Annotated in this window: 22 protein-coding genes; 11 read left to right on the plus strand and 11 right to left on the minus strand. The window is 56.9% G+C overall.

Annotated elements, in window-relative coordinates:
• Nucleotides 1–41: 41 nt before the first annotated feature.
• The 4 genes from H0S68_RS22275 (at nucleotide 42) to zur (ending at nucleotide 2,559) form a co-directional block, all read left to right on the plus strand.
• Complete coding sequence (locus H0S68_RS22275; protein WP_020837164.1) at nucleotides 42–575, plus strand: tetratricopeptide repeat protein; 534 nt, start codon at nucleotides 42–44, stop codon at nucleotides 573–575.
• An 81-nt stretch (nucleotides 576–656) separates the two neighbouring features.
• The gene (locus H0S68_RS22280; RefSeq protein WP_236591419.1) at nucleotides 657–1,106 is read left to right on the plus strand and encodes an RNA polymerase sigma factor; all 450 of its coding nucleotides are present in this window, start codon (nucleotides 657–659) and stop codon (nucleotides 1,104–1,106) included.
• A complete protein-coding gene (locus H0S68_RS22285; RefSeq protein WP_129941615.1) occupies nucleotides 1,103–1,861 on the plus strand; it encodes an anti-sigma factor family protein in 759 nt (252 codons plus the stop codon). Before H0S68_RS22280 ends, H0S68_RS22285 begins: the two co-directional genes overlap by 4 nt.
• A 185-nt stretch (nucleotides 1,862–2,046) precedes the next feature.
• Complete coding sequence (zur, locus tag H0S68_RS22290) at nucleotides 2,047–2,559, plus strand: zinc uptake transcriptional repressor Zur (protein ID WP_041415728.1); 513 nt, start codon at nucleotides 2,047–2,049, stop codon at nucleotides 2,557–2,559.
• 105 nt (nucleotides 2,560–2,664) lie between these two features.
• On the opposite strand, the gene H0S68_RS22295 is transcribed toward zur, so the two are convergent.
• The 4 genes from H0S68_RS22295 to H0S68_RS22310 all read right to left on the minus strand — a co-directional run bounded on the left by H0S68_RS22295 (nucleotide 2,665) and on the right by H0S68_RS22310 (nucleotide 5,725).
• The gene (locus H0S68_RS22295) at nucleotides 2,665–2,874 is read right to left on the minus strand and encodes a CsbD family protein (RefSeq protein ID WP_017894203.1); all 210 of its coding nucleotides are present in this window, start codon (nucleotides 2,872–2,874) and stop codon (nucleotides 2,665–2,667) included.
• A 286-nt stretch (nucleotides 2,875–3,160) separates the two neighbouring features.
• A complete protein-coding gene (gene dinF / locus H0S68_RS22300; protein ID WP_128864501.1) occupies nucleotides 3,161–4,525 on the minus strand; it encodes an MATE family efflux transporter DinF in 1,365 nt (454 codons plus the stop codon).
• 101 nt (nucleotides 4,526–4,626) lie between these two features.
• Entirely contained in the window at nucleotides 4,627–5,235 is a 609-nt protein-coding gene (lexA, locus tag H0S68_RS22305) for a transcriptional repressor LexA (RefSeq protein ID WP_037416119.1), read from the minus strand.
• A 121-nt stretch (nucleotides 5,236–5,356) separates the two neighbouring features.
• Nucleotides 5,357–5,725 (minus strand): diacylglycerol kinase, encoded by a 369-nt coding sequence (locus tag H0S68_RS22310; protein ID WP_128864499.1) that lies wholly within the window; start codon nucleotides 5,723–5,725, stop codon nucleotides 5,357–5,359.
• A 148-nt stretch (nucleotides 5,726–5,873) separates the two neighbouring features.
• Between H0S68_RS22310 and plsB the strand changes: the two genes are divergently transcribed.
• The gene (gene plsB, locus H0S68_RS22315) at nucleotides 5,874–8,339 is read left to right on the plus strand and encodes a glycerol-3-phosphate 1-O-acyltransferase PlsB (RefSeq protein WP_115060665.1); all 2,466 of its coding nucleotides are present in this window, start codon (nucleotides 5,874–5,876) and stop codon (nucleotides 8,337–8,339) included.
• 59 nt (nucleotides 8,340–8,398) lie between these two features.
• On the opposite strand, the gene ubiA is transcribed toward plsB, so the two are convergent.
• Together ubiA and ubiC are read right to left on the minus strand one after the other, a co-directional pair.
• A complete protein-coding gene (gene ubiA / locus H0S68_RS22320) occupies nucleotides 8,399–9,292 on the minus strand; it encodes a 4-hydroxybenzoate octaprenyltransferase (RefSeq protein ID WP_041415038.1) in 894 nt (297 codons plus the stop codon).
• Complete coding sequence (gene ubiC, locus H0S68_RS22325) at nucleotides 9,289–9,813, minus strand: chorismate lyase (protein WP_122080338.1); 525 nt, start codon at nucleotides 9,811–9,813, stop codon at nucleotides 9,289–9,291. The genes ubiA and ubiC overlap by 4 nt, the downstream gene beginning before the upstream one ends.
• Nucleotides 9,814–10,204: 391 nt before the next feature.
• Between ubiC and H0S68_RS22330 the strand changes: the two genes are divergently transcribed.
• The 3 genes from H0S68_RS22330 to H0S68_RS22340 are packed head-to-tail and all read left to right on the plus strand — an operon-like array spanning nucleotide 10,205 to nucleotide 13,617.
• The gene (locus H0S68_RS22330; RefSeq protein ID WP_044553806.1) at nucleotides 10,205–11,587 is read left to right on the plus strand and encodes an MFS transporter; all 1,383 of its coding nucleotides are present in this window, start codon (nucleotides 10,205–10,207) and stop codon (nucleotides 11,585–11,587) included.
• Nucleotides 11,588–11,609: 22 nt separating this feature from the next.
• Complete coding sequence (locus tag H0S68_RS22335) at nucleotides 11,610–12,611, plus strand: LacI family DNA-binding transcriptional regulator (RefSeq protein ID WP_122080339.1); 1,002 nt, start codon at nucleotides 11,610–11,612, stop codon at nucleotides 12,609–12,611.
• Nucleotides 12,612–12,633: 22 nt separating this feature from the next.
• Nucleotides 12,634–13,617 (plus strand): nucleoside hydrolase, encoded by a 984-nt coding sequence (locus H0S68_RS22340; RefSeq protein ID WP_115060668.1) that lies wholly within the window; start codon nucleotides 12,634–12,636, stop codon nucleotides 13,615–13,617.
• Nucleotides 13,618–13,672: 55 nt separating this feature from the next.
• Here H0S68_RS22340 and malM read toward each other — a convergent pair whose 3' ends face one another.
• The 4 genes from malM to H0S68_RS22360 form a co-directional block, all read right to left on the minus strand.
• Nucleotides 13,673–14,575, minus strand: a complete 903-nt coding sequence (malM, locus tag H0S68_RS22345) for a maltose operon protein MalM (RefSeq protein ID WP_048759954.1) — start codon at nucleotides 14,573–14,575, stop codon at nucleotides 13,673–13,675.
• Nucleotides 14,576–14,670: 95 nt separating this feature from the next.
• Nucleotides 14,671–15,963: a maltoporin gene (locus tag H0S68_RS22350; RefSeq protein ID WP_046372520.1), complete on the minus strand. Its 1,293-nt coding sequence runs from the start codon at nucleotides 15,961–15,963 to the stop codon at nucleotides 14,671–14,673.
• Nucleotides 15,964–15,995: 32 nt separating this feature from the next.
• On the minus strand, nucleotides 15,996–17,105 hold the full coding sequence (gene malK / locus H0S68_RS22355; protein WP_122080342.1) for a maltose/maltodextrin ABC transporter ATP-binding protein MalK: 1,110 nt from the start codon (nucleotides 17,103–17,105) through the stop codon (nucleotides 15,996–15,998).
• Complete coding sequence (locus tag H0S68_RS22360) at nucleotides 17,098–18,069, minus strand: alpha-amylase family glycosyl hydrolase (RefSeq protein ID WP_410529028.1); 972 nt, start codon at nucleotides 18,067–18,069, stop codon at nucleotides 17,098–17,100. The genes malK and H0S68_RS22360 overlap by 8 nt, the downstream gene beginning before the upstream one ends.
• 358 nt (nucleotides 18,070–18,427) lie before the next feature.
• On the opposite strand from H0S68_RS22360, the gene malE reads away from it, so the two are divergent.
• From malE to malG, 3 genes are all read left to right on the plus strand, one after another.
• The gene (gene malE / locus H0S68_RS22365; RefSeq protein ID WP_128864494.1) at nucleotides 18,428–19,621 is read left to right on the plus strand and encodes a maltose/maltodextrin ABC transporter substrate-binding protein MalE; all 1,194 of its coding nucleotides are present in this window, start codon (nucleotides 18,428–18,430) and stop codon (nucleotides 19,619–19,621) included.
• A 186-nt stretch (nucleotides 19,622–19,807) separates the two neighbouring features.
• Complete coding sequence (gene malF, locus H0S68_RS22370) at nucleotides 19,808–21,385, plus strand: maltose ABC transporter permease MalF (RefSeq protein WP_128864493.1); 1,578 nt, start codon at nucleotides 19,808–19,810, stop codon at nucleotides 21,383–21,385.
• Between the two features lie 11 nt (nucleotides 21,386–21,396).
• A complete protein-coding gene (gene malG, locus H0S68_RS22375; RefSeq protein ID WP_020837182.1) occupies nucleotides 21,397–22,287 on the plus strand; it encodes a maltose ABC transporter permease MalG in 891 nt (296 codons plus the stop codon).
• Between the two features lie 114 nt (nucleotides 22,288–22,401).
• Here malG and psiE read toward each other — a convergent pair whose 3' ends face one another.
• Nucleotides 22,402–22,809, minus strand: coding sequence for a phosphate-starvation-inducible protein PsiE (gene psiE / locus H0S68_RS22380; protein WP_020837183.1), 408 nt, complete (start codon nucleotides 22,807–22,809; stop codon nucleotides 22,402–22,404).
• Nucleotides 22,810–22,989: the final 180 nt, after the last annotated feature.

Consider the following 22,989-nt stretch of genomic DNA (forward strand, 5'->3'; position numbering starts at 1 on the left):
TAAGGCCGCAGTTCTGCGTCCTTCATGATGAGGAAATAACCATGAACAGTTTCGTTAAACGCCTGCTGCTGCCAGTCATTGCCGGTTCACTGCTGTTTTCCTGTACCGCTCTGGCGATGGGCGGCGATGGCAGCGGTCAAACCACGCCAACCTGCCCCAAAGGCCAGATATACGATACGAAAACCAAAACCTGCATGGTGGATAAAAGCAGCATGGTCAGCGACAACGATCGCACGAACTATGCCTATGCGCTGGCCAAAAGCGGCCGCTATCAGGAAGCGCTGGATGTGCTGAATACCCTCAAAGATCCCAACACTGCCGTGGCGCTGAATTACCGCGGCTATGCCACCCGCAAGCTCGGCCGCACCGACGAAGGGATCGGCTACTATTTAAAATCAGTGGCGCTCGATCCGAAATACCCCAAAGTCCGCGAATACCTGGGTGAGGCTTATATGATCAAAGGGCGTCAGGACCTGGCGAAGGAGCAGCTTAAGGTTATTCAATCGCTGTGCGGTACCGGTTGTGAAGAGTACCGAGATCTGGCGGCGGCTATCGATCATCACCCTGAATCGTAAAACCCGGAGGCAAACATCAGCAGCGACGCGATCCGCAACGAAATCGGCCAATATCTCTCCCGCCTGTGGCGCTATGGCTTGGTGCTGACCCACCGGCGGGACGTAGCCGACGACTTGGTTCAGGCCACCTGCGTGCGGGCGTTGGAACGCGCCGCACAGTTTGCCGTGGGAACGCGTATGGACCGCTGGTTATTTTCCATTCTTCACTCCATCTGGTTGAACGAGGTCCGCTCTCAGCACATTCGCCAGGGACAGGGCTTTGTCGACGTTGACGAACTGGCCGGTGCGGAAAACGGCGAGCAGCCGATTTGGGCCAATGAGGTGATGCAACGGGTTAATCAACTGCCGGAGGCGCAGCGCAATACGTTGTTTCTGGTGTACGTGGAGGAACTTTCTTACCGGGAAGCCGCTGAGGTGCTGGGTGTGCCCATTGGCACCATCATGAGCCGTCTGGCGGCGGCACGGCTGCGGTTGGCGAACGACAGCCTGCTGCAAACCCGTACCCCGCAGGTAAAAGGAGAACAATCATGAGTTCAGCCTACGCAACGGATGAACTGCTGGTCGCCTATCTGGATAATCAGTTGGACCCACAGCAACGCCACCGGCTGGAACAGCGTCTGGCCGGCGAACCGGCGTTGGCAGAACGCTTGTCGTTGCTGGAGCGCAGCAGCTTGCCCTTTAAGCAAGCCTTTGCGCCTTTGCTTGATGAAGCGCCGGTGCAAAGATTGCAGTCAAAATTGCCACTTATCGTCCCCTCGCCACCGCACGCTATCAGCCGCCGTGGCCTGATTGCCGCCGCCGTCGCTTTTCTGGCACTGGGCATCGCAGGCGATCGCGCCTATCTGCAGCTCAGCCAACCGGATGACAACTGGCGGAGCCTGGTCGCTCAATATATGGCGTTGTACACCCCGGAAACGCTGATGGGTTTTGAAGGCTCCGCAGCGCAGATTGCCAGTCAACTACAGCACACCGGTGATCGGCTGAGCATCGCGCTTCCTCTGTCGCAGCTGACGTTGCAAGGGGCCGAACTAAAAAACGCCCGTGTGCTGGCGTACGACGATCGCCGTATTGCTCAATTGACCTGGTTGGATGCGCGGTACGGTGTATTGGCACTGTGTATTATCCAGCAACCGGGCAAGTCGCAGCCCGCAGAGAGCGAACAACGCCTGGGAATGAATGTGGTCTATTGGTCCGATAGCAGACACAGTTTCATGCTGATTGGCCATAATCCAGCAGTGGAAATGGTCAGATTGGCCAGTCAATTACAGCGTTCGCTGACTGCCTAAGAGCCTACGCGAAGCCATAACCTGCGAGAACGGCACGGAACATCGTGAATACCATCACATTTCTGGCTAACAACGGGCGCTAAACCGGACGTTTAATGCGCCATACTGGCAGAAAAGTGGCCGACTCTCGGCGATTTGGCTGAAGCATGGTAAAATCGGCTTTTTTACGTACCGGGAAATTTGCCATGAACTCAAGCACCCAGGAAAAGCTGCTGGCGCAGGCTGAACAACTCTGCCAGCAACGCAATGTGCGGCTGACACCGCAGCGGCTGGAAGTGTTACGCCTGATGGCACAACAGCCCGGTGCCATCAGCGCTTACGACCTGCTGGATTTGCTGCGCGTAGCCGAACCCCAGGCCAAACCCCCCACGGTTTACCGTGCATTGGATTTCCTTTTGGAACAAGGCTTTATTCATCGCGTGGAATCGGCGAACAGCTATGTGTTGTGCCATCATTTCGAACAGCCGATGCATACTTCCGCACTGTTCATTTGCGATCGCTGCGGCCAGGTGACTGAGCGCACAACCGAAGGGATCGAAGAGACGCTGCAAAAGCTGGCTAAAGAGTCAGGATTTGCCCTGCGTCACAGCGTGGTAGAAGCCCATGGCCTGTGTGAGGGTTGCGTTGAGGTAGAAGCCTGCGATAGCAAACATGATTGCGGCGAACACGATCACAGCATCGCTATCAAGAAGAAATAAGAGGGTATCAGGTACCTCTCTGTACCTTCGGCCATAGCGTCAAGGGGATTGAAACGCCTGGCCATCAGCATAGTTTACGGCCGCAATCCGCTGCGGCCTATCGCACTACCAGCGATACTTGTTGTGGTCTTCCCAGGATTTCACTTCTTTCTCGGCCGCCTCTTTCTGGTAGCCGTAGCGTTCCTGAATTTTACCGACAAGCTGTTCGCGTTTCCCTTCAATGACCGTCAAATCATCATCGGTCAGCTTGCCCCATTTTTCCTTCACTTTCCCTTTAAACTGCTTCCAGTTACCGTCGGCTTGATCTTTGTTCATAACCTCTCCGTTACCTGTGATTAGTCAGTTTTAAAAACTTGTCGCTGGGCTTAACTGAGTAATAATCATGGTCAATTGACCTAAAATGAAGGGAATATCATTCCAATTCATTCCGCCAGCCACATGATTAACTATAGCAACAGATATCGATAAATAACAAAAAACCAGAATAAAAATTCAACAAAACAACAAAATTCAGTAAAACACCCGAAATAACAGTCAGTAAGCGGGACTAAATCGACGCGATAATATGTAACTCAATATGAATACAAAACATTAGTTAATTTTATGATAACGTCTCATTGTGAGCCGTTGGATCCGCGGCAAACCAGGTACCGCGCAGCCTGTGGCGGTGCCAAATCCAGCCGAGCGCGATGCCGCGCAGAGAAAGAAAGACCGCCAGCGCCAGCCATAAACCATGATTGCCCAAGGCGGGTACGGTCAGCAGCGTCAAACCATAGCCGGCCGCTGCCACTGCCATGCTGTTGCGCATTTCTGCTCCTCGGGTGGCGCCAATAAACATGCCGTCCAGCAAATAGCACCATACGCCCACCAATGGCAGCACCACCTGCCACGGCAGATAGTGGCCGGCCAGCGCACGCAGTTCCGGTAACGAGGTCAAGGCGGCGATAATATGCTGACCGGCAACGGCATAAACCAGGCCAAAGGCCAACGCGACCAGACAGGCTTGTCGGCAGGCCGCACGCCACACCTTGCGCAGTTGGCTATCGTCACGCGCGCCATAGGCATGGCCAGAATGCGCTTCAACCGCGTAGGCAAAACCGTCGAGCGCATAGGCGGTAAAGGTCAGTAAGTTCATCAGCACCGCATTCACCGCCACCACTTCGCCGCCAAGCCGGGCACCGAAGATGGTCAAAGAAGCGAAACACAGCTGCAGCAGCAGGGAACGCAGCATAATGTCGCGATTCAGCGCCAGTAAACGCCGCAGGTTGCCACGCCAGGCAGTGCGCAGCATCGGCATGGAAATGCCACGTAGGCGCATGACCCGCCAGGACAGCCATAAGCCCAGCAGCAGCGTGGCATACTCAGAAATAGCGGTTGCCGTCGCCGCACCTTGCACGTTCCAGCCCAGCCCCATCACCAGCCAGATATCCAGTACAATATTCAATAAGTTGCCGACAATCAGCAGGATCACCGGCGCACGTACGTATTGCACGCCAAGCAGCCAGCCCAGGATAACCATGTTCGCCAATGCCGCCGGTGCGCTCAGCCAGCGGATCTCGAGGAATAATCGGGCCTGCTCCAGCACCGCCTCGTCGCCACCGACGATTTTCAGCGCCAGTTCGATCAGCGGATGGCGCAGCAAGACAATGGCCACACCGGCCAACGCCGCCAGCAGCAGCGGTTGCATAAAGGCGCGCGCCAATCCCTGTGGGTTTTGTGCGCCCAGAGCCTGCGCAGTCAGACCGGTGGTGCTCATACGCAGGAACAACAACAGCATGAACAGGAAGCTGGTCGCCATCGCTCCCACCGCCACACCGCCCAGATAAACAGGGCTGTCGAGGTGACCGATCACTGCGGTATCCACCAGCCCAAGCAACGGCACGGTGATATTGGAGAAAATCATTGGCAGCGCCAGGCGCCACAAGGCTTTATCGGTATCGCTGGTGAAGGCGGAGAGCAGGCGCATAGTGAAATGTTCCCGTGGCAATGCGGTTTTAATCGATCAGAAATGACATCGCCCCAGAGCTGGGGCGATTTAAATCAAAGGGCAGCGTGCAGGCTTATGGGTTAAACCCAGTCGCCGTTGCGGATCACGCCGACCGCCAAGCCTTCAATGGTGAAGTTCTGCTGACGCAGATCAACCACAATCGGCTGGAACTCACTGTTTTCCGGTAGCAGCTCAACCACGTTACCGTGCTTTTTCAGCCGCTTGACCGTAACTTCATCTTCGATGCGCGCCACAACCACCTGGCCATTACGCACGTCCTGAGTTTTATGCACCGCCAGCAGGTCACCGTCCAGAATACCGATATCACGCATCGACATACCGTTAACCCGCAGCAGGAAATCCGCGCTCGGTTTGAACAGGGAAGGATCCACCTTGTAGTGACCTTCGATATGCTGCTGTGCCAGCAGCGGCTCACCGGCAGCCACACGGCCAATCAGCGGTAAACCCTCTTCATCTTCCATCAGCAACCGAATGCCGCGCGAAGCGCCGGAGACAATTTCGATGACGCCTTTACGCGCCAGCGCTTTCAGATGTTCTTCTGCGGCATTTGGCGAACGGAACCCCAGACGCATGGCGATCTCGGCACGCGTCGGCGGCATGCCAGTGGACGAAATATGATCGCGAATCAGATCATAGACCTCTTGCTGTCTGGTAGTTAGTGCTTTCATTCCGCCCCCTGTTTGTTTATACAGTCTTGCTGTGAGTATATACAGGTAAGTGCGGCTTGGGAACCGAAGAATGAATAAAAATCAGGGATTAGCGACCCGGATCGCAACGAGCTTGCTCTGCTCAGACAAAGTGCTGCCACAGCACCGCGCCCCAAACAAACAGCGCCAAAATAACCGCCAGCAAAACTGCCGCCGACCCCATATCCTTGGCCCGGCCGGACAGCTCGTGATACTCGGTCCCCACCCGGTCAACAATCGCCTCAATCGCGCTGTTGAGCATCTCGACAATCATCACCAGCACCACCGACCCAATCAGTAAAATGCGCGCTATCGCACCCACGTCCAGCCAAATCGCCAGTATGATAGCCAGGACGGTCACCACCAACTCCTGGCGGAACGCCGCTTCGTGCTGCCAGGCAGCGGAAAAACCTTTATAAGAGTAGCCGGCGGCTTTAATAATACGGGTCAGGCCGGTTGCTTGGTTCGTCATGTTTTTAGTGCCTTTCGCAGAGGTAAGTCATAATTAAACAGTTTAGGCCAGGAAGCGCTCACGGCTCCCGGTTTTCCAACACCACAGATCTGCTACCCGGTTTCTGGTATGCTTGCGGCGCATTGCTAACAAGAGGCTTCACGTTGTTATGTCAGGTTGGCGTAAAATTTATTATAAACTATTGAATTTACCACTCAAATTGTTGGTAAGAAGTAAGGTTATCCCTTCAGATCCGGTCACGGAGTTAGGGTTGGATCCCTCACGGCCGATTTTGTATGTTTTACCTTATAATTCCAAGGCGGATTTACTGACGCTGCGCACCCAGTGCCTGGCGCAGGATTTGCCCGATCCTCTCGAACCGCTGGAAATAGACGGCACCGTGCTGCCCAGCCACGTGTTTATTCACGACGGCCCGCGCGTATTCCGCTACTACACGCCGAAAGAAGAGTCGGTAAAACTGTTCCACGACTATCTGGATCTGCACCGCAGTAACCCGGATCTCGATATTCAGATGCTGCCGGTTTCGGTGATGTTTGGCCGCTCTCCGGGGCGCGAAGGCCACGGCACACCGCATCTGCGCTTGCTAAATGGCGTGCAGAAATTCTTCGCCGTGCTGTGGCTCGGCCGCGATAGCTTTGTGCGCTTCTCCAATACCGTTTCGCTGCGCCGCATGGCGACCGAGCACGGTACGGACAAGATCATCGCGCAAAAGCTGGCTCGCGTAGCCCGGATGCACTTCTCGCGTCAGCGTCTGGCCGCCGTAGGCCCAAGCCTGCCGGCCCGTCAGGACCTGTTCAACAAGCTGTTGGCGTCCAAAGCGATCGAAAAAGCGGTCGAAGACGAAGCGCGCAGTAAAAAAATCTCCCACGAAAAAGCCCAGCAAAATGCCATTGCATTGATGGAAGAGATTGCCGCCGACTTTTCTTACGAGACGGTGCGCCTTTCCGACCGTGTGCTGAGCTGGACCTGGAACCGCTTGTATCAGGGCATCAACGTCACCAACGCCGAACGCGTGCGTCAGCTGGCGCAGGACGGCCACGAGATCGTGTATGTGCCCTGTCACCGCAGCCACATGGACTATCTGCTGTTGTCCTATGTGTTGTACCACCAGGGCCTGGTGCCGCCGCACATTGCTGCCGGTATTAACCTCAACTTCTGGCCGGCCGGGCCGATCTTCCGCCGCCTGGGCGCGTTCTTTATCCGCCGGACCTTCAAAGGCAACAAGCTGTACTCGACGGTGTTCCGTGAATACCTCGGCGAGCTGTTTACCCGCGGTTACTCGGTCGAGTACTTTGTCGAAGGCGGGCGTTCCCGTACCGGGCGTTTGCTGGAGCCGAAGACCGGCACCCTGTCGATGACCATTCAGGCGATGCTGCGCGGCGGGGCCCGCCCTATCACGCTGGTGCCGATCTACATCGGTTACGAGCACGTGATGGAAGTGGGTACCTACGCCAAAGAGCTGCGTGGCGCCACCAAGGAAAAAGAGAGCCTGCTGCAGATGCTGCGCGGCTTGCGCAAACTGCGTAATCTCGGCCAAGGCTACGTGAACTTCGGCGATCCCCTGCCGTTGACCACCTACCTGAACCAGAATGTGCCGCAGTGGCGCGAATCGATTGACCCGATCGAATCCCAGCGCCCAAGCTGGCTGACGCCGACGGTCAACGATCTGGCGGCCAAGATTATGGTGCGCATCAACAATGCCGCAGCGGCCAACGCCATGAACCTGTGTTCCACGGCGTTACTGGCTTCTCGCCAGCGCTCGTTAACCCGCGAGCAGTTGCTTGAACAGTTGGAATGCTATCTGCAACTGATGCGCAACGTGCCTTATGCCGATGACGTTACCGTGCCGACTCAAACGCCGGATGAGTTGCTGGATCACGCGCTGAACATGAACAAGTTCGAGGTGGAGAAGGATAACATCGGCGATATCATCATTCTGCCGCGCGAGCAGGCGGTGCTGATGACCTATTACCGCAACAATATCCATCACCTGCTGGTTCTGCCGTCTCTGATTGCCACTATCGTGATGCACCATCGCCGGGTATCTCGCGCTGAACTGCTGCGCCAGATTGGTTTGATTTACCCGATGCTGAAAGCCGAGCTGTTCCTGCACAACGACAAGGAACAACTGCCGGAAGTGCTGCAACCGCTGATCGAGGAAATGATCCGTCAGCAATTGATCTGCGATAAAGGCGACGATCTGGTACTGAATCCAGCACGTATCCGTCCGTTGCAGCTGCTGGCCGCCGGTGTCCGTGAAACCTTGCAGCGCTACGCCATCACCATGTCTATCCTCAGCGCCAACCCGAGCATTAACCGCGGTGCGCTGGAGAAAGAGAGCCGTATCATGGCGCAGCGTTTGTCCGTGCTGCACGGCATCAACGCACCGGAGTTCTTCGACAAGGCGGTATTCTCCACTCTGGTGGCTACGTTGCGTGAAGAAGGCTACATCAATGATATTGGCGATGCGGTGCGTGAGCACACCCTAGAGGTGTACAACATGCTGAGCGACCTGATTACCCCGGAAATCAAACTGACCATTGAAAGCGTCAGCATGCCGGCGGAAACCAACGCTCTGCCGGAAGCGATTGAACCGGAAGAGAAAGACCAGTAATACGTTGATAAAAAAACAAAAAGGCACCCCAGGGTGCCTTTTTTACTGTCCGAACGTGGTCAACTTTGCCAGTAACTCAGCGCAATACCGATAAACAGTACCAGCCCGACGTAGTTGTTATCCAGGAACGCTTTGAAGCAGGCATCCCGTTCACGACCGGCAATTTGTTTTTGCTGATGGATAAACAGGGCTCCCGCCAGCAACAGCGACCAATAAAACGCGCCGCTCAACTGCGCCAGATAGCCCACCCACAGCATCAGCAGCAAGGTGGCGAACTGCAGCAGGCCGACGATCAGTTTGTCGTAACGGCCAAACAAAATGGCGGTGGATTTCACACCAATCTTGAGATCATCGTCGCGATCGACCATGGCATACAGCGTATCGTAAGCCACTGTCCAGCAGATATTGGCCAGCAGCAGCAGCCAGCAGCTCAGCGGCAGCGATTCGCTGACGGCGGCGTAGGCCATCGGAATGCCCCAACCAAACGCGGCGCCCAATACGAACTGCGGCAAATGAGTGACCCGCTTCATAAACGGATAGGCCCATGCCAGCGCCAACGCCGCCAGAGACAGCCAGATGGTCATCGCATTCAGCGTCAGCACCAGCGCGAACGAAATCAGCACCAGCACCACAAACAGGATCTTGGCCTCTTTTTCGCTCACCCGGCCGCTGGGCATTGGGCGTCCGGCGGTACGCTTCACATGGCCATCGACGGCGCGATCGGCATAATCATTCACCACACAGCCGGCGGCACGCATCAGGAAAACCCCGACCACAAACACCAGCAGGATAGACAACGACGGCACGCCCTTCCCCGCCAGCCACAGCGCCCACAGCGTCGGCCACAGCAACAGCAAGGTGCCAATAGGTTTATCGATGCGCATCAGATGGCTATAAGCCTGCCATTTACTTTGAATCACGCTTCCCTCCAAGGTATTTCCTCTCCTCATCATTCGGGGTCAGTACTGCCCGCGGCGTACAGCGGCGAAGCCGGTAGAAACAGTTCGGTCAGCAACAGCGGTTTACCCGCCAGCCGCAGGCGGGAACGGCGTGCCCACAGCGCATCTTGCCGACCGATATGGATGTAATCGCGAGTTAACTCGTCGCTGCTAAAAAGATAGCGCCCCAACGGCAATGTGCCCAAATCCACCAGCGCCAAATCCGGGCCGGTCAGAGTTTCCTGCGGGATCACCGTACGCCCCAGCAGCCAGGGCTGGTTGTCGCCCAACAGCACGATTTCACGCAGCCAGTATCGTGGGCTCTCAGGAAGATGGTCGGCTTCTTCGCCCAGTTGATCGCGGGTGATAAAACACTCGCGCTGCGGCTCAACGTGCACGCGCCCGCAGTGACGTTCAAAGCGGCGGGTCATGGATCCTAACTCCATCAGCCAATCACTGACGGCGGCCGGTGGCGGAGATTGTTGTGCGGATAACCACTCCAACGGCGGCAGGATGGAATCCTTATTGCCAGACATTGCTCTACTCCATGCCTGACGCCGCGCCCTGCGGCCGCGCCAGACCAGACAAACTGTTAACAGTCGACCATTGTAACGCAGAAATTCAAAAGCGGCAGGCTGATTCGTGGCGTCACGCGCAGCATAATAACGCCCAAAAAAGCGGCGCAATGTCATCTTTCTGCCATCTGTTTTCTTTACCTTCGTCCACCGGAGCGATGGGGATTCTGTGATCGCCTGCAAACTTTCGCCTCTGCCACATTGTTTTATCTACGCGCGTAGATACTCTTGTGCCGCAGCGTTGAATCGCCATCAGTCCAACACTTTGTCAGCAAACCTTCTTGCCGACACCAGGGAAACCATCTTTAACGGCGCCATTTATGGCGCATGACGAAAAGAGGATATCAATGCCATGAGCGAAACAACGCTTGCACACCAACAGGCCGCCGGCGATACGCTGGCGGCCGACGAACGCCTGGCCACCAAAGAAGGGCGCGGCCAATTCTGGCGTGCCACTTTTTCCTGCTGGCTCGGCACCGCGATGGAATATGTCGATTTCGCACTGTATGGCCTGGCGGCCGGTATGGTGTTCGGCGACGTGTTCTTTCCCGAAGCCACACCGATAGTGGCGCTGTTGGCCAGCTTTGCCACTTACTCCGTCGGCTTTGTCGCCCGTCCAATCGGTGCGTTGGTCTTTGGCTGGATTGGCGATCGCAAAGGCCGCCGCGTGGTACTGCTCACCACGGTCGCGTTGATGGGCGTTTCTACCACGCTGATCGGGCTGATCCCCTCCTACGCACAAATTGGCGTTTGGGCGCCTGTCTGTCTGGTGATCCTGCGTTTTGCGCAAGGTTTCGGTGCCGGAGCGGAGCTCTCCGGCGGCGCGGTGATGCTGGCAGAATACGCGCCGGCAAAACGACGCGGTCTGGTCGCGTCGATCATCGCCATCGGTTCCAACAGCGGCACCCTGCTGGCGTCGCTGGTGTGGTTGTTAGTGTTGCAGTTGGACAAAGCGGATCTTATCGCCTGGGGATGGCGTATTCCGTTCCTTGCCAGCATCCTGATCGCCGCAGGAGCACTGTACCTGCGCCGCCACGTACGCGAAACGCCGGTGTTTGAACGCGAGCTGCAGCAAAACCACCAGCGGATGCTGGAAAATACCCCCACCGAGCCGGACAACCGCAGTTACTTGCAGCGCACCAAAGCTTTTTGGATCATGCTTGGCCTGCGCATTGGCGAGAATGGCCCCTCCTATCTGTGTCAGGGCTTTATCGTCGGTTACGTCGCCAAAGTGCTGATGGTGGACAAATCGGTGCCCGCGCTGGCGGTGATGATCGCCTCACTGTGCGGTTTCCTGGTGATCCCCCTGGCCGGTTGGCTTTCCGATCGCTTCGGCCGTCGCATCACTTACCGCTGGTTCTGTCTGTTGCTGGTGTTGTATGCCTTCCCGGCGTTCTGGCTGCTCGACAGCCGCGAACCGGCAACCGTCATTTCAGTGATTGTGGTCGGCATGTGCATTGCGTCACTCGGCATTTTTGGGGTGCAGGCGGCCTATGGCGTGGAACTGTTCGGCGTCAAAAATCGCTATTCAAAAATGGCGTTCGCCAAGGAGCTGGGATCGATCCTTTCCGGCGGTACCGCTCCGCTGATCGCCACCGCGTTGCTGTCCGGCTTCGGTCACTGGTGGCCTGTCGCCTGCTATTTTGTTGTAATGGCGGCCATTGGCTTAATCACCACCTTCTTTGCACCGGAAACACGCGGCCGCGATCTAAACCTGCCGCAGGACGCGGCGTAATCAGGGCGCACAGGAACCCAACTTGGATAATCAATCTGCGCGACGCATCACCCGTGCCGACGTCGCCCGCGTAGCAGGCACCTCGGTTGCGGTCGTCAGCTACGTGATCAACAACGGACCGCGCCCGGTGGCGGAAGCCACCCGTCTGCGGGTGCTGGAGGCGATCGAAAAAACCGGTTACCGACCAAACGATATCGCCCGGGCACTGGCTTCAGGCAACACCCTGACCTACGGGTTGGTGGTACCCGATATCTCCAACCCGTTTTTTGCCACCCTGGCCCAGGCGTTGCAGCGAGAGGCTTTCAGCCACGGTCGGGTACTGCTGTTGGGTGACGCCGGTGACGACCGCCAGCGCGAGCACGACCTGATTAATCATCTGCTGCGCCGTCAGGTTGACGGTCTGCTGTACACCAGCGTCGATCGCCATCCCTGGTTCGATCTGATCCGCGCATCCGGCACGCCATGCGTAATGATTGACACCATAGACAGCCATGCCGGCGTCTGCGCCATTCGCGTCGACGAGCGTGATGCGGCCTGTCAGGCAACTCGCCATCTGTTGCAGCACGGCTATCAGGACATCGGCATTTTTGTGGGCCCCTTGACCATGCTCAACGCGCAGGACCGCCTTAACGGCTGGCGTGATGCACTGAAGGAAGCGGGCATTGCGCCACGCGAAGAGTGGATATTCGAAGCGCCCTATACCCGTCAGGGGGGCTATCAGGCCAGCCAGAAAATGCTGCAAGCCCCGCGGCCGCGGGCCATATTCACCTCTAACGAACAACAGGCGCTCGGTTGCCTGTCGGCACTGGCAGAACACCGGCTTCGCGTGCCGGACGATCTGGCGATCATTTGTTTTAACGGCACCCAGCAGTCCGAGTTCAGCGTGCCACCGCTCAGTGCGGTCGAACAACCGATTGACGCCATGGCCAAGCGAGCCATCGCCATGCTGGCCGCCGGTGCTGCACAGCCAGAGCTGCACGAATTCGCTTTCCAACTGCATATCCGCCGATCGTGCGGCTGTTAGTTTATTGATTCAGGTAACCGCTATGCGTTTGATTATTGATTGCGATCCCGGCAACGGCATTCCCGGCGCCAACGTTGATGACGGGCTGGCGCTGGCATTGGCACTGGCGGCCCGCCCGCGACTCTCACTGGAGTTGATCAGCATTGTTGCGGGCAATACGCCACGTGACGTTGGCTTTGCCGTGGCACAACATTTGCTGCAACAAACCGGCTATCAGGTGCCGATTGCCGTCGGCGCGGCGCGCGCGCTGAGCGAACCGCCAGAACCCTGGCGCGCCCACCTCGACCGCGCGATTGCCGATCCTGATCTGGCGGCACTGTGGCGCAATACGCCTTACCCACAGGCCGCGACCACGCCAACGCCGAACGCCGCCGTGGCGATCGGCGAGTTGATCTGCAATAACCCCGGCGAGATCACCCTGGCGGCAATCGGCCCCCTGACCAACGTCGCCCATGCTCTGCAGCTGTACCCGCAGATGGCACAAGCGGTGAAGGAAATTGTGATCATGGGCGGAGTCTTCAACCTGGAAGGCTACATCAAGGACACCAATTTTGGTCTGGATCCGGAAGCCGCACGGCAGGTGCTGACCAGCGGTGCCAATATTACGCTCGCCCCACTGGACGTTACTACGCAAACCATGTTGACTCAGGAAAGCCTGGCGCAGATGACCCAACCGGACACGCCGCTGTGTCGCTATCTGCGAACCACCACTCAACCCTGGATCGACTATTCCCGCCATACCCGCCATCTGCCGGGTTGCTGGATCCACGATGCGCTGGTGATTGCCTGGTTGCTTGAGCCACAGTTGGTGACCACGGAGGAATATTATGTAGATGTCGCACTGGAAGGCGCTATGACGCGCGGCAGTTCTCGCCGCTGGCGTCCTGGAGGCCTGCGCCTGACGGTCGGCATGCCGGAGCCCGAAGGCAAGCCGTTGCGGGTGATGCAGCAAGTGGATAATGCCCGCCTGCTGGCGTTGATCGGCACCACCCTGGCCCACGGATGAAAAAAGGTGCGCCGGGGCGCACCAATCATCGAGCCAGCATCGACAGCGTCGGGTACTACCCCTTGCCTTTCACGCTACCAATAAAGGTTTCACGTGCTGTGGTGGAACCCAGTTTTTCAGCCTCATTCATCAGTTTCAGCGCTTTATCGATATCGCCCGCCTTCACCGCCTGTTTGATGCCGTTGTTAAAGTAAGCTTCGGTATCATTCAACATGGGTTCCGCCGGTTGAGTCGGCGCCGGGGCCGGTGCTGCTGCGACGGCGGCCGTTGATCCCACCACCACTGGCGTCGCCGCCGGTGCCGGCTGCAGCATGCCGATCATGATATTGCCGCTGCCCTGCTCTGCCGTGACCTTCAGTTTGATAGTACCGCTGGTGCTATGCCGGGCGATCGGATCCGGAATATCCGGCACCGCGTTGCCCACGCCCTGTGCATAAGCCTTGGCCGGGTTGGTCAGTTGCGTGGTTTTCGCCAGATCCTGACGGGTGGTGTACACCAGCAGATAAATTTGTTTCTGACCGAGTGCCGGGGTCAGTTTCAGCGTGCCCTCCAGCCGATCGGATGACATCGCACCCGGTGGTTGATACGGGAAGTAGCTGCTCGGGTAATAGGCCGCAGGGCGCAGGTGCTCATCCAGCACCAACACGCTCGGCGCGTAAAGTGAGTTGTTCTTGCTGATGCTGCTCAGCGTGACTTCCAGCGAACCGCGATCGGCCGGCAGCGTATAAGCGGCAATAGCGCCCTGAATGTCGCCCTGGTTGATTTGCGGGCTGACATTATCCAGTTTGATGTCCTGGCTGACCGGCGGCATCAGCGGTTGCCACGGCAGGCTTTGCAGCGTGCTGGCGCTAATGGCCGGCGCGATGGAAACATTGGCCGGCGTATCGGCATTGACCACCAGCGGTGTGCCAAGGGTCAGAGCCAGTGACAGGCAAAGTGACAGCAGATTCTTTTTCATTGTTATACCCCATGATATCCGGCGCAGCTCAGGCAAGAGAGACGACGCCGGCGAATACAGGCTGGGGAGAGCACCTGGCCCTCCCCGTTATCTCATTACCACCAGATTTCCATCTGGGCACCGAAGGTGACTTCGTCGTCATTGCCGCGGCTGAAGGTATGTAAGCTGGTGTCGTTGTACGCAGTGCCCGAGGTGTAACCGGCGCCGGAGTCGTTATTGGCGTAGCCCCACTTCTCATCCCACTTGGCGTAGGTCGCGAATACGCGGATAGCCGGACGTGACCAGATGCTGTTGCCCGCCTGCCACTGTTGCGCCAGGGTCACTTTGTACTGACCGTTGCGATCGCCGGTGCGCTGGGATTTCACGTTGTCGTAACCGGCTTCCAGCAGGGTGCTCATGATCGGCGTCCATTTGTACATTGGACGTACGCCCACGGTGTACCAGGTGGTGCCGTTATTGTTGTCACGATCGACATCCTGGAACATACCGACGTACATCAGCGCCCATTGATCGTTGAAGTCGATGGCACCGTGGTCCAGCACGCGGATCATCTTGCCGTTGTTGTCGATGGTTGAGCCCTGGTTGCGGCCGTTGTTCTGCGAAGTCATGGAGTCGGTGGCGTACTGCACCACAAACTTGTTGTAGCCGGTCAGGATGCTCTGGGTATGTTCCGCGGTGAACATCCAGCCGTCTTTGCTGGCGCCGTCAGCCAAATGGTATCCGTCCTGAGTATTGGCGCGACCGTAGTCCACACCCAACTCCAGGGTACCGCCCGGGTTTAGCTCCAGGCCGGCCAAACGCACGTCGAAGGTGTCGTTGACGGTAGGACGTTGATCCCACTCGTTATCCAGGTAACCGTAAGAGCCGCCGGATTCTGAGTTACGGGTTACGGCAGCAGACAGTTTGCCGAAGCCCAAATCAATATTTTCCAGACCGGCGCCCGGACCGGAGATATCCCAGTAGTAGAAGTCAATCATGTGAACATCATGACGCTGATAGAAACGCTTACCGGCCCACATGTTGGCACCCGGCAACCATTCAATCAGGTTTTTACCCTGCACATTCACTTCACGGAAGCCTGGCGTCACGTCTTCCCAGTCGGAACGTTGTGAAACGGAGTAAGCCAGGTTGGTATCGAAGTAGAAGCTTTTATCGCCTTCTTTCCACACTTCCTGTCCCAGTTTCAGCTCGGCGTAGGTCTCGCATTCGTTGCCGAGACGGTACTTGCTGCCGGCACCGGTAGCCTGGAAGCACTGTTGCTCGCCACCACTGCCGGTCCAGCCGATGCCGGAACGGGCGTAGCCTTTAAAATCAACGGCCATCGCCTGAGTGGTAAGCACACCAGCGGCGATTGCCAGTGCCAGAGGAAGTTTGCGCAGAGTAGTCATCATTATTCTCCTGTTATACAGACTGTGATGCTTTAAACGCCCGGCTCCTGGTGCAGCCGTTTACATGCCGTACCGTCCTCACGGAACAGATGGCAACGGTGAGGCGGCAAGCCTATGGCGAATGTTGCACCTTCTTCTACCAGCACCACGTCGTTCTGGCGGTAAACCAGGTTTTGACGAATTGCCGGGATTTGGATGTGGATTTGCGTCTCGTTACCGAGTTGCTCCACCACCTGTACGTCACCCGTAAGCAGTACTTCAGAGGCATCACTGGGCAGCAGATGCTCCGGGCGAATGCCCAGAGACATGTTGGTACCGGGCTGAACGTCGGAGCCTTCCACCGGCAACCACACCAACTGGCGGTTAGGCAGCTCGACCTGGACCTGTTGCGGCTCTGCGGCGGTCACTTTGACCGGCAGGAAGTTCATTTTCGGCGAGCCGATAAAGCCGGCGACAAAGCGGTTGGCCGGATAGTGATACAGCTCCAGCGGCTTGCCGACCTGGGCGACACGCCCGGCATCCAACACCACGATCTTGTCGGCCAGCGTCATCGCTTCCACCTGATCGTGCGTCACGTAAATCATGGTGCGCTGCAGGCGCTTGTGCAGACGCGAAATCTCAATGCGCATCTGCACCCGCAGCGCGGCGTCGAGGTTCGACAACGGCTCGTCGAGCAAGAACACGTCCGGTTCCGCCACCAGCGTACGGCCGATCGCCACCCGCTGACGCTGCCCGCCGGACAGCGCTTTTGGCCGCCTGTCGAGCAGGTGAGCCAGTTGCAGCACTTCCGACACCTGATTGACCCGCTGGCTGATTTCCGCTTTCTTGGCACCGGCCAGCTTCAGGCCGAACGACATGTTGTCGGCCACCGACAGGTGCGGATACAGCGCATAGGACTGAAACACCATGCCAATGCCGCGCTCGGAAGGCGGCACCTCATTCATGCGTTTATCGCCGATCATCAGGTCGCCAGAGGTGATGTCCTCCAGCCCGGCAATCATGCGCAGCAGTGTCGATTTGCCGCAGCCCGACGGCCCGACAAACACCACAAACTCACCGTCATCTATCGTCAGATTGACGTCTTTGGAAATCACAGCTTCGCCGAAGGCCTTATAAACGCTGCGCAATGTGACGCTAGCCATGCGTTACTCCCCTGCTTTCGCAGTTAACATTTCGTGTAAAAATGGCGGACGCAAAACCCGCCAAAACCCATTGATGACCCTCTTGCTGCGCACCGTGCTGCCATGCCAATGGCAAGGTCGCCTCAGACGGCGCGGCCGCCTGAGTATAAGGCTGCAGGTTAATCAGCGCTTCAAGGCATTGATCCTGATGGGTAATAAGTAAACGAACCACGCCGTTATGCTGGCTGACCACGCTCAGTTGGCCCTGCTGGATCACCGGCAAGCGGCGCAGCGCCAACAGAGATTGGCAGTAATGCAAAGTGGATTGGTTGTCCTGCTGCTGGCGGCTGATGGCCAGCGCGCGATGTTCGATGGCCACCTGTTGGTACCAGTGGATCTCACCGTTGGTCACCTGTTCCGGCGCTTCATGCCAGGGCATCGGCGTTTGCGCACCCAGCGGATCCTGCAGGCCGGCGGCGTGTGGCAGACCTAATTCTTCGCCCTGATACAGGCAGATGGGCGCAGGCAACATCGCCAGCAGCGTCAAAAAGGCATCAGCCGAACGCAGATTACCCTGGCCCCAATGGCTAACGACTCGCGGCTGATCCGCATCACCGGTGCTCCACAGGCTGTCTGCCAGAGTGGCGCGGCGAGCATTCAACACCTCAATCAGTTTCTCTACGCTGAAGGGCACGACCTCCAGCGCCAATGGGCTACGAAGGTACTGCTGCGACGCGGCGGCGCGACGAATGTGATGGGGCCCGTCGCAATACCACAGCGCCAGACCCTGCGCGGCGACCGCCGCCCCCTCTTGCTCCGCCAATGGCTGCGGCAGGACCAGGCCGTCTATCGACAGCTGGTTCAGGTAGGGCAGCGCCGCAATCATGCCGTGAGCATCACCCACGCCATCCCCGTTTCCATCACGGAAACTGACCGGGTGGATCCGGTACAGGGTTGGCTGAGTGACGGTAGGCATTGGCGACATAAATCCGGTTCCCTGCTGCACGTGGCGATAAAATCAATGTGGCCGATAGTGCGGTAAACCCCACAAAGGGTAATCATCCGTAACAGGATTTTTCATGGGGGAGGAGATGGGAGGATGAGAGAACGACCGCGGGGACGAGAAGTTCCACGCTTAAGACAAATCTGTGATCTGCCTGGCAAAAATCGTCCCCCTATTTTGTGTCTGACACCACAGAATAGGGAGCAATGTTAACTGGATCACACTACGCAGGCGTGGGGCGTAGAGGGGGGGAGGATGAGAATGTGTCGCTTTGTGACCCACTATTACCGCGAAACCTCTCTCCTTGACTTACGTGCCCACAAAAAAGAAGGATTGGATTATGACTCGCAGCTATACCACCGCCCGCACACTGGTGCTTTCGGCTCTGACCACCCTGGTGCTTTCCTCTTCCGCCTTCGCCAAGATCGAGGAAGGGAAACTGGTTATCTGGATCAACGGCGATAAAGGCTATAACGGCCTGGCCGAGGTCGGCAAAAAGTTTGAGAAAGACACCGGCATCAAAGTGACCATCGAACACCCGGACAAGCTGGAAGAGAAGTACCCGCAGGTTGCCGCCACCGGCGACGGCCCGGACATCATCTTCTGGGCCCATGACCGCTTTGGCGGCTACGCGCAGTCCGGCCTGCTGGCGGAAATCCATCCTTCCAAAGCCTTCCAGGACAAGCTGTTCCCGTTCACCTGGGACGCTGTGCGCTACGACGGCAAGCTGATCGGCTACCCGATCGCCGTGGAAGCTCTGTCGCTGATTTACAACAAAGACCTGATCAAACAGGCGCCAAAAACCTGGGAAGAGATCCCGGCGCTGGACAAAGAACTGCGCGCCAAAGGCAAAAGCGCCATCATGTGGAACCTGCAAGAACCCTACTTCACCTGGCCGATTATCGCCGCCGATGGCGGTTATGCCTTCAAGTATGAAAATGGCAAATACAACATCAAGGACGTTGGCGTCGCCAACGCCGGTTCGCAGGCCGGTCTGCAGTTCATCGTCGATCTGGTGAAAAACAAGCAGATCAACGCCGATACCGATTACTCCATTGCCGAAGCCGCCTTCAATAAGGGCCAAACCGCCATGACCATCAACGGTCCATGGGCCTGGTCAAACATCGAGCAAAGCAAAATCAACTACGGCGTAACCCTGCTGCCGACCTTTAAAGGCAAGCCGTCCAAACCTTTCGTTGGCGTACTGACCGCCGGGATCAACGCCGCCAGCCCGAACAAAGAGCTGGCTACAGAATTCCTGGAAAACTATCTGTTGACCAACGAAGGCCTGGCCGACGTCAACAAGGACAAACCGCTCGGTGCGGTGGCCCTGAAGTCCTACCAGGAGCAACTGGCGAAGGATCCGAAAATCGCCGCCACCATGGAAAACTCACAAAACGGCGAAATCATGCCTAATATCCCGCAGATGAGCGCCTTCTGGTACGCCGAACGCAGCGCGGTAATCAACGCCGTCAGCGGCCGCCAGACGGTGAAAGCCGCGTTGGATGATGTACAGACCCGTATCACCAAGTAACACACAACGTTGTGCGGGATTAGCATCCCCAAAATAATTGGAGTTACACCGCGACGGTAAGTACGCACATCCCTGGGAGCATAGACAGCTATGTGACCGGGGTGAGCGGACGCAGCCAACAAAGGTGTCGCTTCAAGTATGAAGGGGAGAAGCGCCCCGCTGTGGCTTCACAGAAAGGAACGCCCTATGCAATTAGTTCACGCCGGGTCGCCTGCGCGCAAAAAGTCGAAGTGGTGGCAGAGTGACGTACTGAAATGGCTGGTCATCGGCCTGTTCAGCCTGGTTACCTGCTATCTGATTGTGTTGATGTATGCACAGGGTGAATACCTGTTTGCCATTCTGACGCTGATACTGGTCAGCGCCGGGCTTTACGTCTTCGCCAATCGCCGTGCTTACGCCTGGCGCTACGTTTATCCGGGCATCGCCGGCATGGGGCTGTTTGTCCTGTTTCCGCTGATTTGCACCATTGCCATCGCCTTTACCAACTACAGCAGCACCAACCAGCTCACCTTTGAACGCGCTCAGTCGGTGCTGATGCAGCGCCAGTTCCAAACCGGCAAAACCTTCACCTTCGGGCTGTATCCGGCAGAAAATCAACGTTGGCGCCTGCAGTTAACCCACCCTGACAGTGACCAAAAACTGATTTCCGAACCGTTCAGCTTTGACGCCAGTGCGCCGCAAACGCTGAAACTGACGGAGGAAAGCGCAGAACCGGCCGGCGAACGCGCCACGCTGCGAGTGATCACGCAAAATCGTCAGGCGCTGAGCCAACTGGTGGCATTACTTCCGGACGGCGGCGAGCTGCGCATGAGTTCCCTGCGCCAATTTTCCGGCACCACCCCGCTCTACGCGCTGGACAAGGACAGCAATACGCTGACCGACCAACAGACCCATACTCAATACCGCCCAAACCCTGACATTGGCTTCTATCAGGCGGTGAATGCCGAGGGCAACTGGGCCAAAGAGACCCTGAGCCCAGGCTATACCGTCACCATCGGATGGAAAAACTTCCTGCGCGTGCTGCAGGACGAAGGCATCAAGAAGCCGTTCGTGTCGATCTTTATCTGGACCATCGTGTTCTCGGTCATGACCGTGATCCTCACCGTGGCGGTGGGTATGGTGCTGGCCTGCGTGGTGCAGTGGGAAGCGCTGAAAGGCAAAGCGGTTTATCGCGTGATGCTGATACTGCCCTACGCGGTACCGTCGTTTATTTCGATACTGATTTTCAAAGGGTTGTTCAACCAAAGCTTCGGTGAAATCAACATGATGCTTAGCCATCTGTTTGGCATCAAACCGGCCTGGTTCAGCGACCCTATCACCGCCAAAAGCATGATTTTGATCGTCAACACCTGGTTGGGTTATCCCTACATGATGATCCTGTGCATGGGGCTGCTGAAGGCAATACCCGACGATCTGTACGAGGCCTCGGCAATGGACGGCGCCACCCCGATGCAGAACTTCTTCCGCATCACGCTGCCGCTGCTGATCAAACCGCTGACGCCGTTGATGATCGCCAGTTTCGCCTTCAACTTTAATAACTTTGTCCTGATTCAACTGCTGACCAACGGCGGGCCGGACATGATTGGCACCACCACGCCGGCCGGTTATACCGACCTGCTGGTCAGCTATACCTACCGCATCGCCTTCGAGGGCGGCGGCGGGCAGGACTTCGGACTGGCAGCCGCCATTGCCACGCTGATCTTCCTGCTGGTAGGCGCTCTGGCGATCCTGAATCTGAAAGCCAGCAAGATGAACTTCGACTAGGGAGAAAAATAATGGCCATGGTCCAACCCAAGTCCCAGCGCCTGCGCCTGTGGATGACCCATATTCTGATGCTGTGCTTTATCGCCCTGATCATGTTCCCGCTGCTGATGGTGGTGACCATCTCGCTGCGTTCCGGCAACTTCGCCACCGGCAGCCTGATACCGGAACAGATTTCCTGGGACCACTGGCGGTTGGCGCTCGGCATGAGCGTGACCCACGCCGACGGCAGCGTTACCCCGCCGCCGTTCCCGGTGCTGCTGTGGCTGTGGAACTCAATCAAGATCGCGGTGATCACGGCGATCGGCATCGTCACGCTGTCCACCACCTGCGCCTACGCCTTTGCCCGTATGCGTTTTCGCGGCAAGAGCACGCTGCTGAAAAGCATGCTGATTTTCCAGATGTTCCCGGCGGTGCTGTCGCTGGTGGCGTTGTACGCCTTGTTCGATCGTCTGGGCCAATACATTCCGTTTATCGGCCTGAACACCCACGGCGGCGTGATCTTCGCTTACATGGGCGGGATCGCACTGCACGTCTGGACGATCAAAGGCTATTTCGAAACCATCGATAACTCGCTGGAGGAGGCGGCTGCGTTGGACGGTGCCAGCCCTTGGCAGGCGTTCCGCCTGGTGCTGTTACCGCTGTCGGTACCGATCCTGGCGGTAGTGTTTATTCTGTCGTTTATCGCGGCCATCACCGAAGTGCCGGTCGCCTCGCTATTGCTGCGTGACGTTAACAGCTACACGTTGGCAGTGGGTATGCAGCAATATCTGAATCCGCAAAACTACTTATGGGGCGACTTTGCCGCTGCGGCTGTGCTGTCGGCGATCCCGATTACCGCCGTATTCTTGCTGGCGCAGCGCTGGCTGGTAGGAGGCCTGACGGCTGGAGGGGTGAAAGGTTAGGTTTTCTCGGGCTTCACTCACGGGTGGGGCCCTACTGCGCTTGATGTACTTCAGTTATTTCCGATCGATACCTGTGTCTTCGGCGGCCCTATCGGGCCGCCATTTTTATTTCTGCTATTCGCGTTTTAAACGGTCGGTATTGGCCAGGTAGAGCGTCACCACCAGTAACAATATCGCGGCGGAATAAATTAGCGTATCGATTGGGTTTTCATGATCCACAATGATCAAACGGATAATTGCGGTGATGCCGATATAAATAAAGTAGCGCAGCGGAAAGTGATAGCCAGATTCAAAATACTTAACAATCAACGCGATAAACTCAAAGTAGAGAAAGTAAATCACAATCCCTTCAATCAAGAGATAAGACGTGGATTCCTCGTTGTTGACAAATAAAACTTTCGCCAAATGAATGGTTTCTTTCACCAAAAAAACGATCAGGATCGCTGCCAACAGCAACAGCCCAACGTTCAGCACCCGTTGCAGCCCTTTGGCCACCATCACGGAGCGGGAGGTTTTTGCCATAGTTATTCCCCATAAAACTTATTGAAATTATCCGCGCATCCTAACATAGGCATTATCTTAAAAATTAACATCTGCACGAAACAGAGAAAAAACAAATATTATTCAATTAGTTATATTTAAATGTTTCATATGGATATATTTGTAGCAAATTGAAATGTCAACTATGATGGGTCATAGATC

Source organism: Serratia sp. AXJ-M (genome assembly GCF_046531865.1).
GTDB lineage: Bacteria > Pseudomonadota > Gammaproteobacteria > Enterobacterales > Enterobacteriaceae > Serratia > Serratia liquefaciens.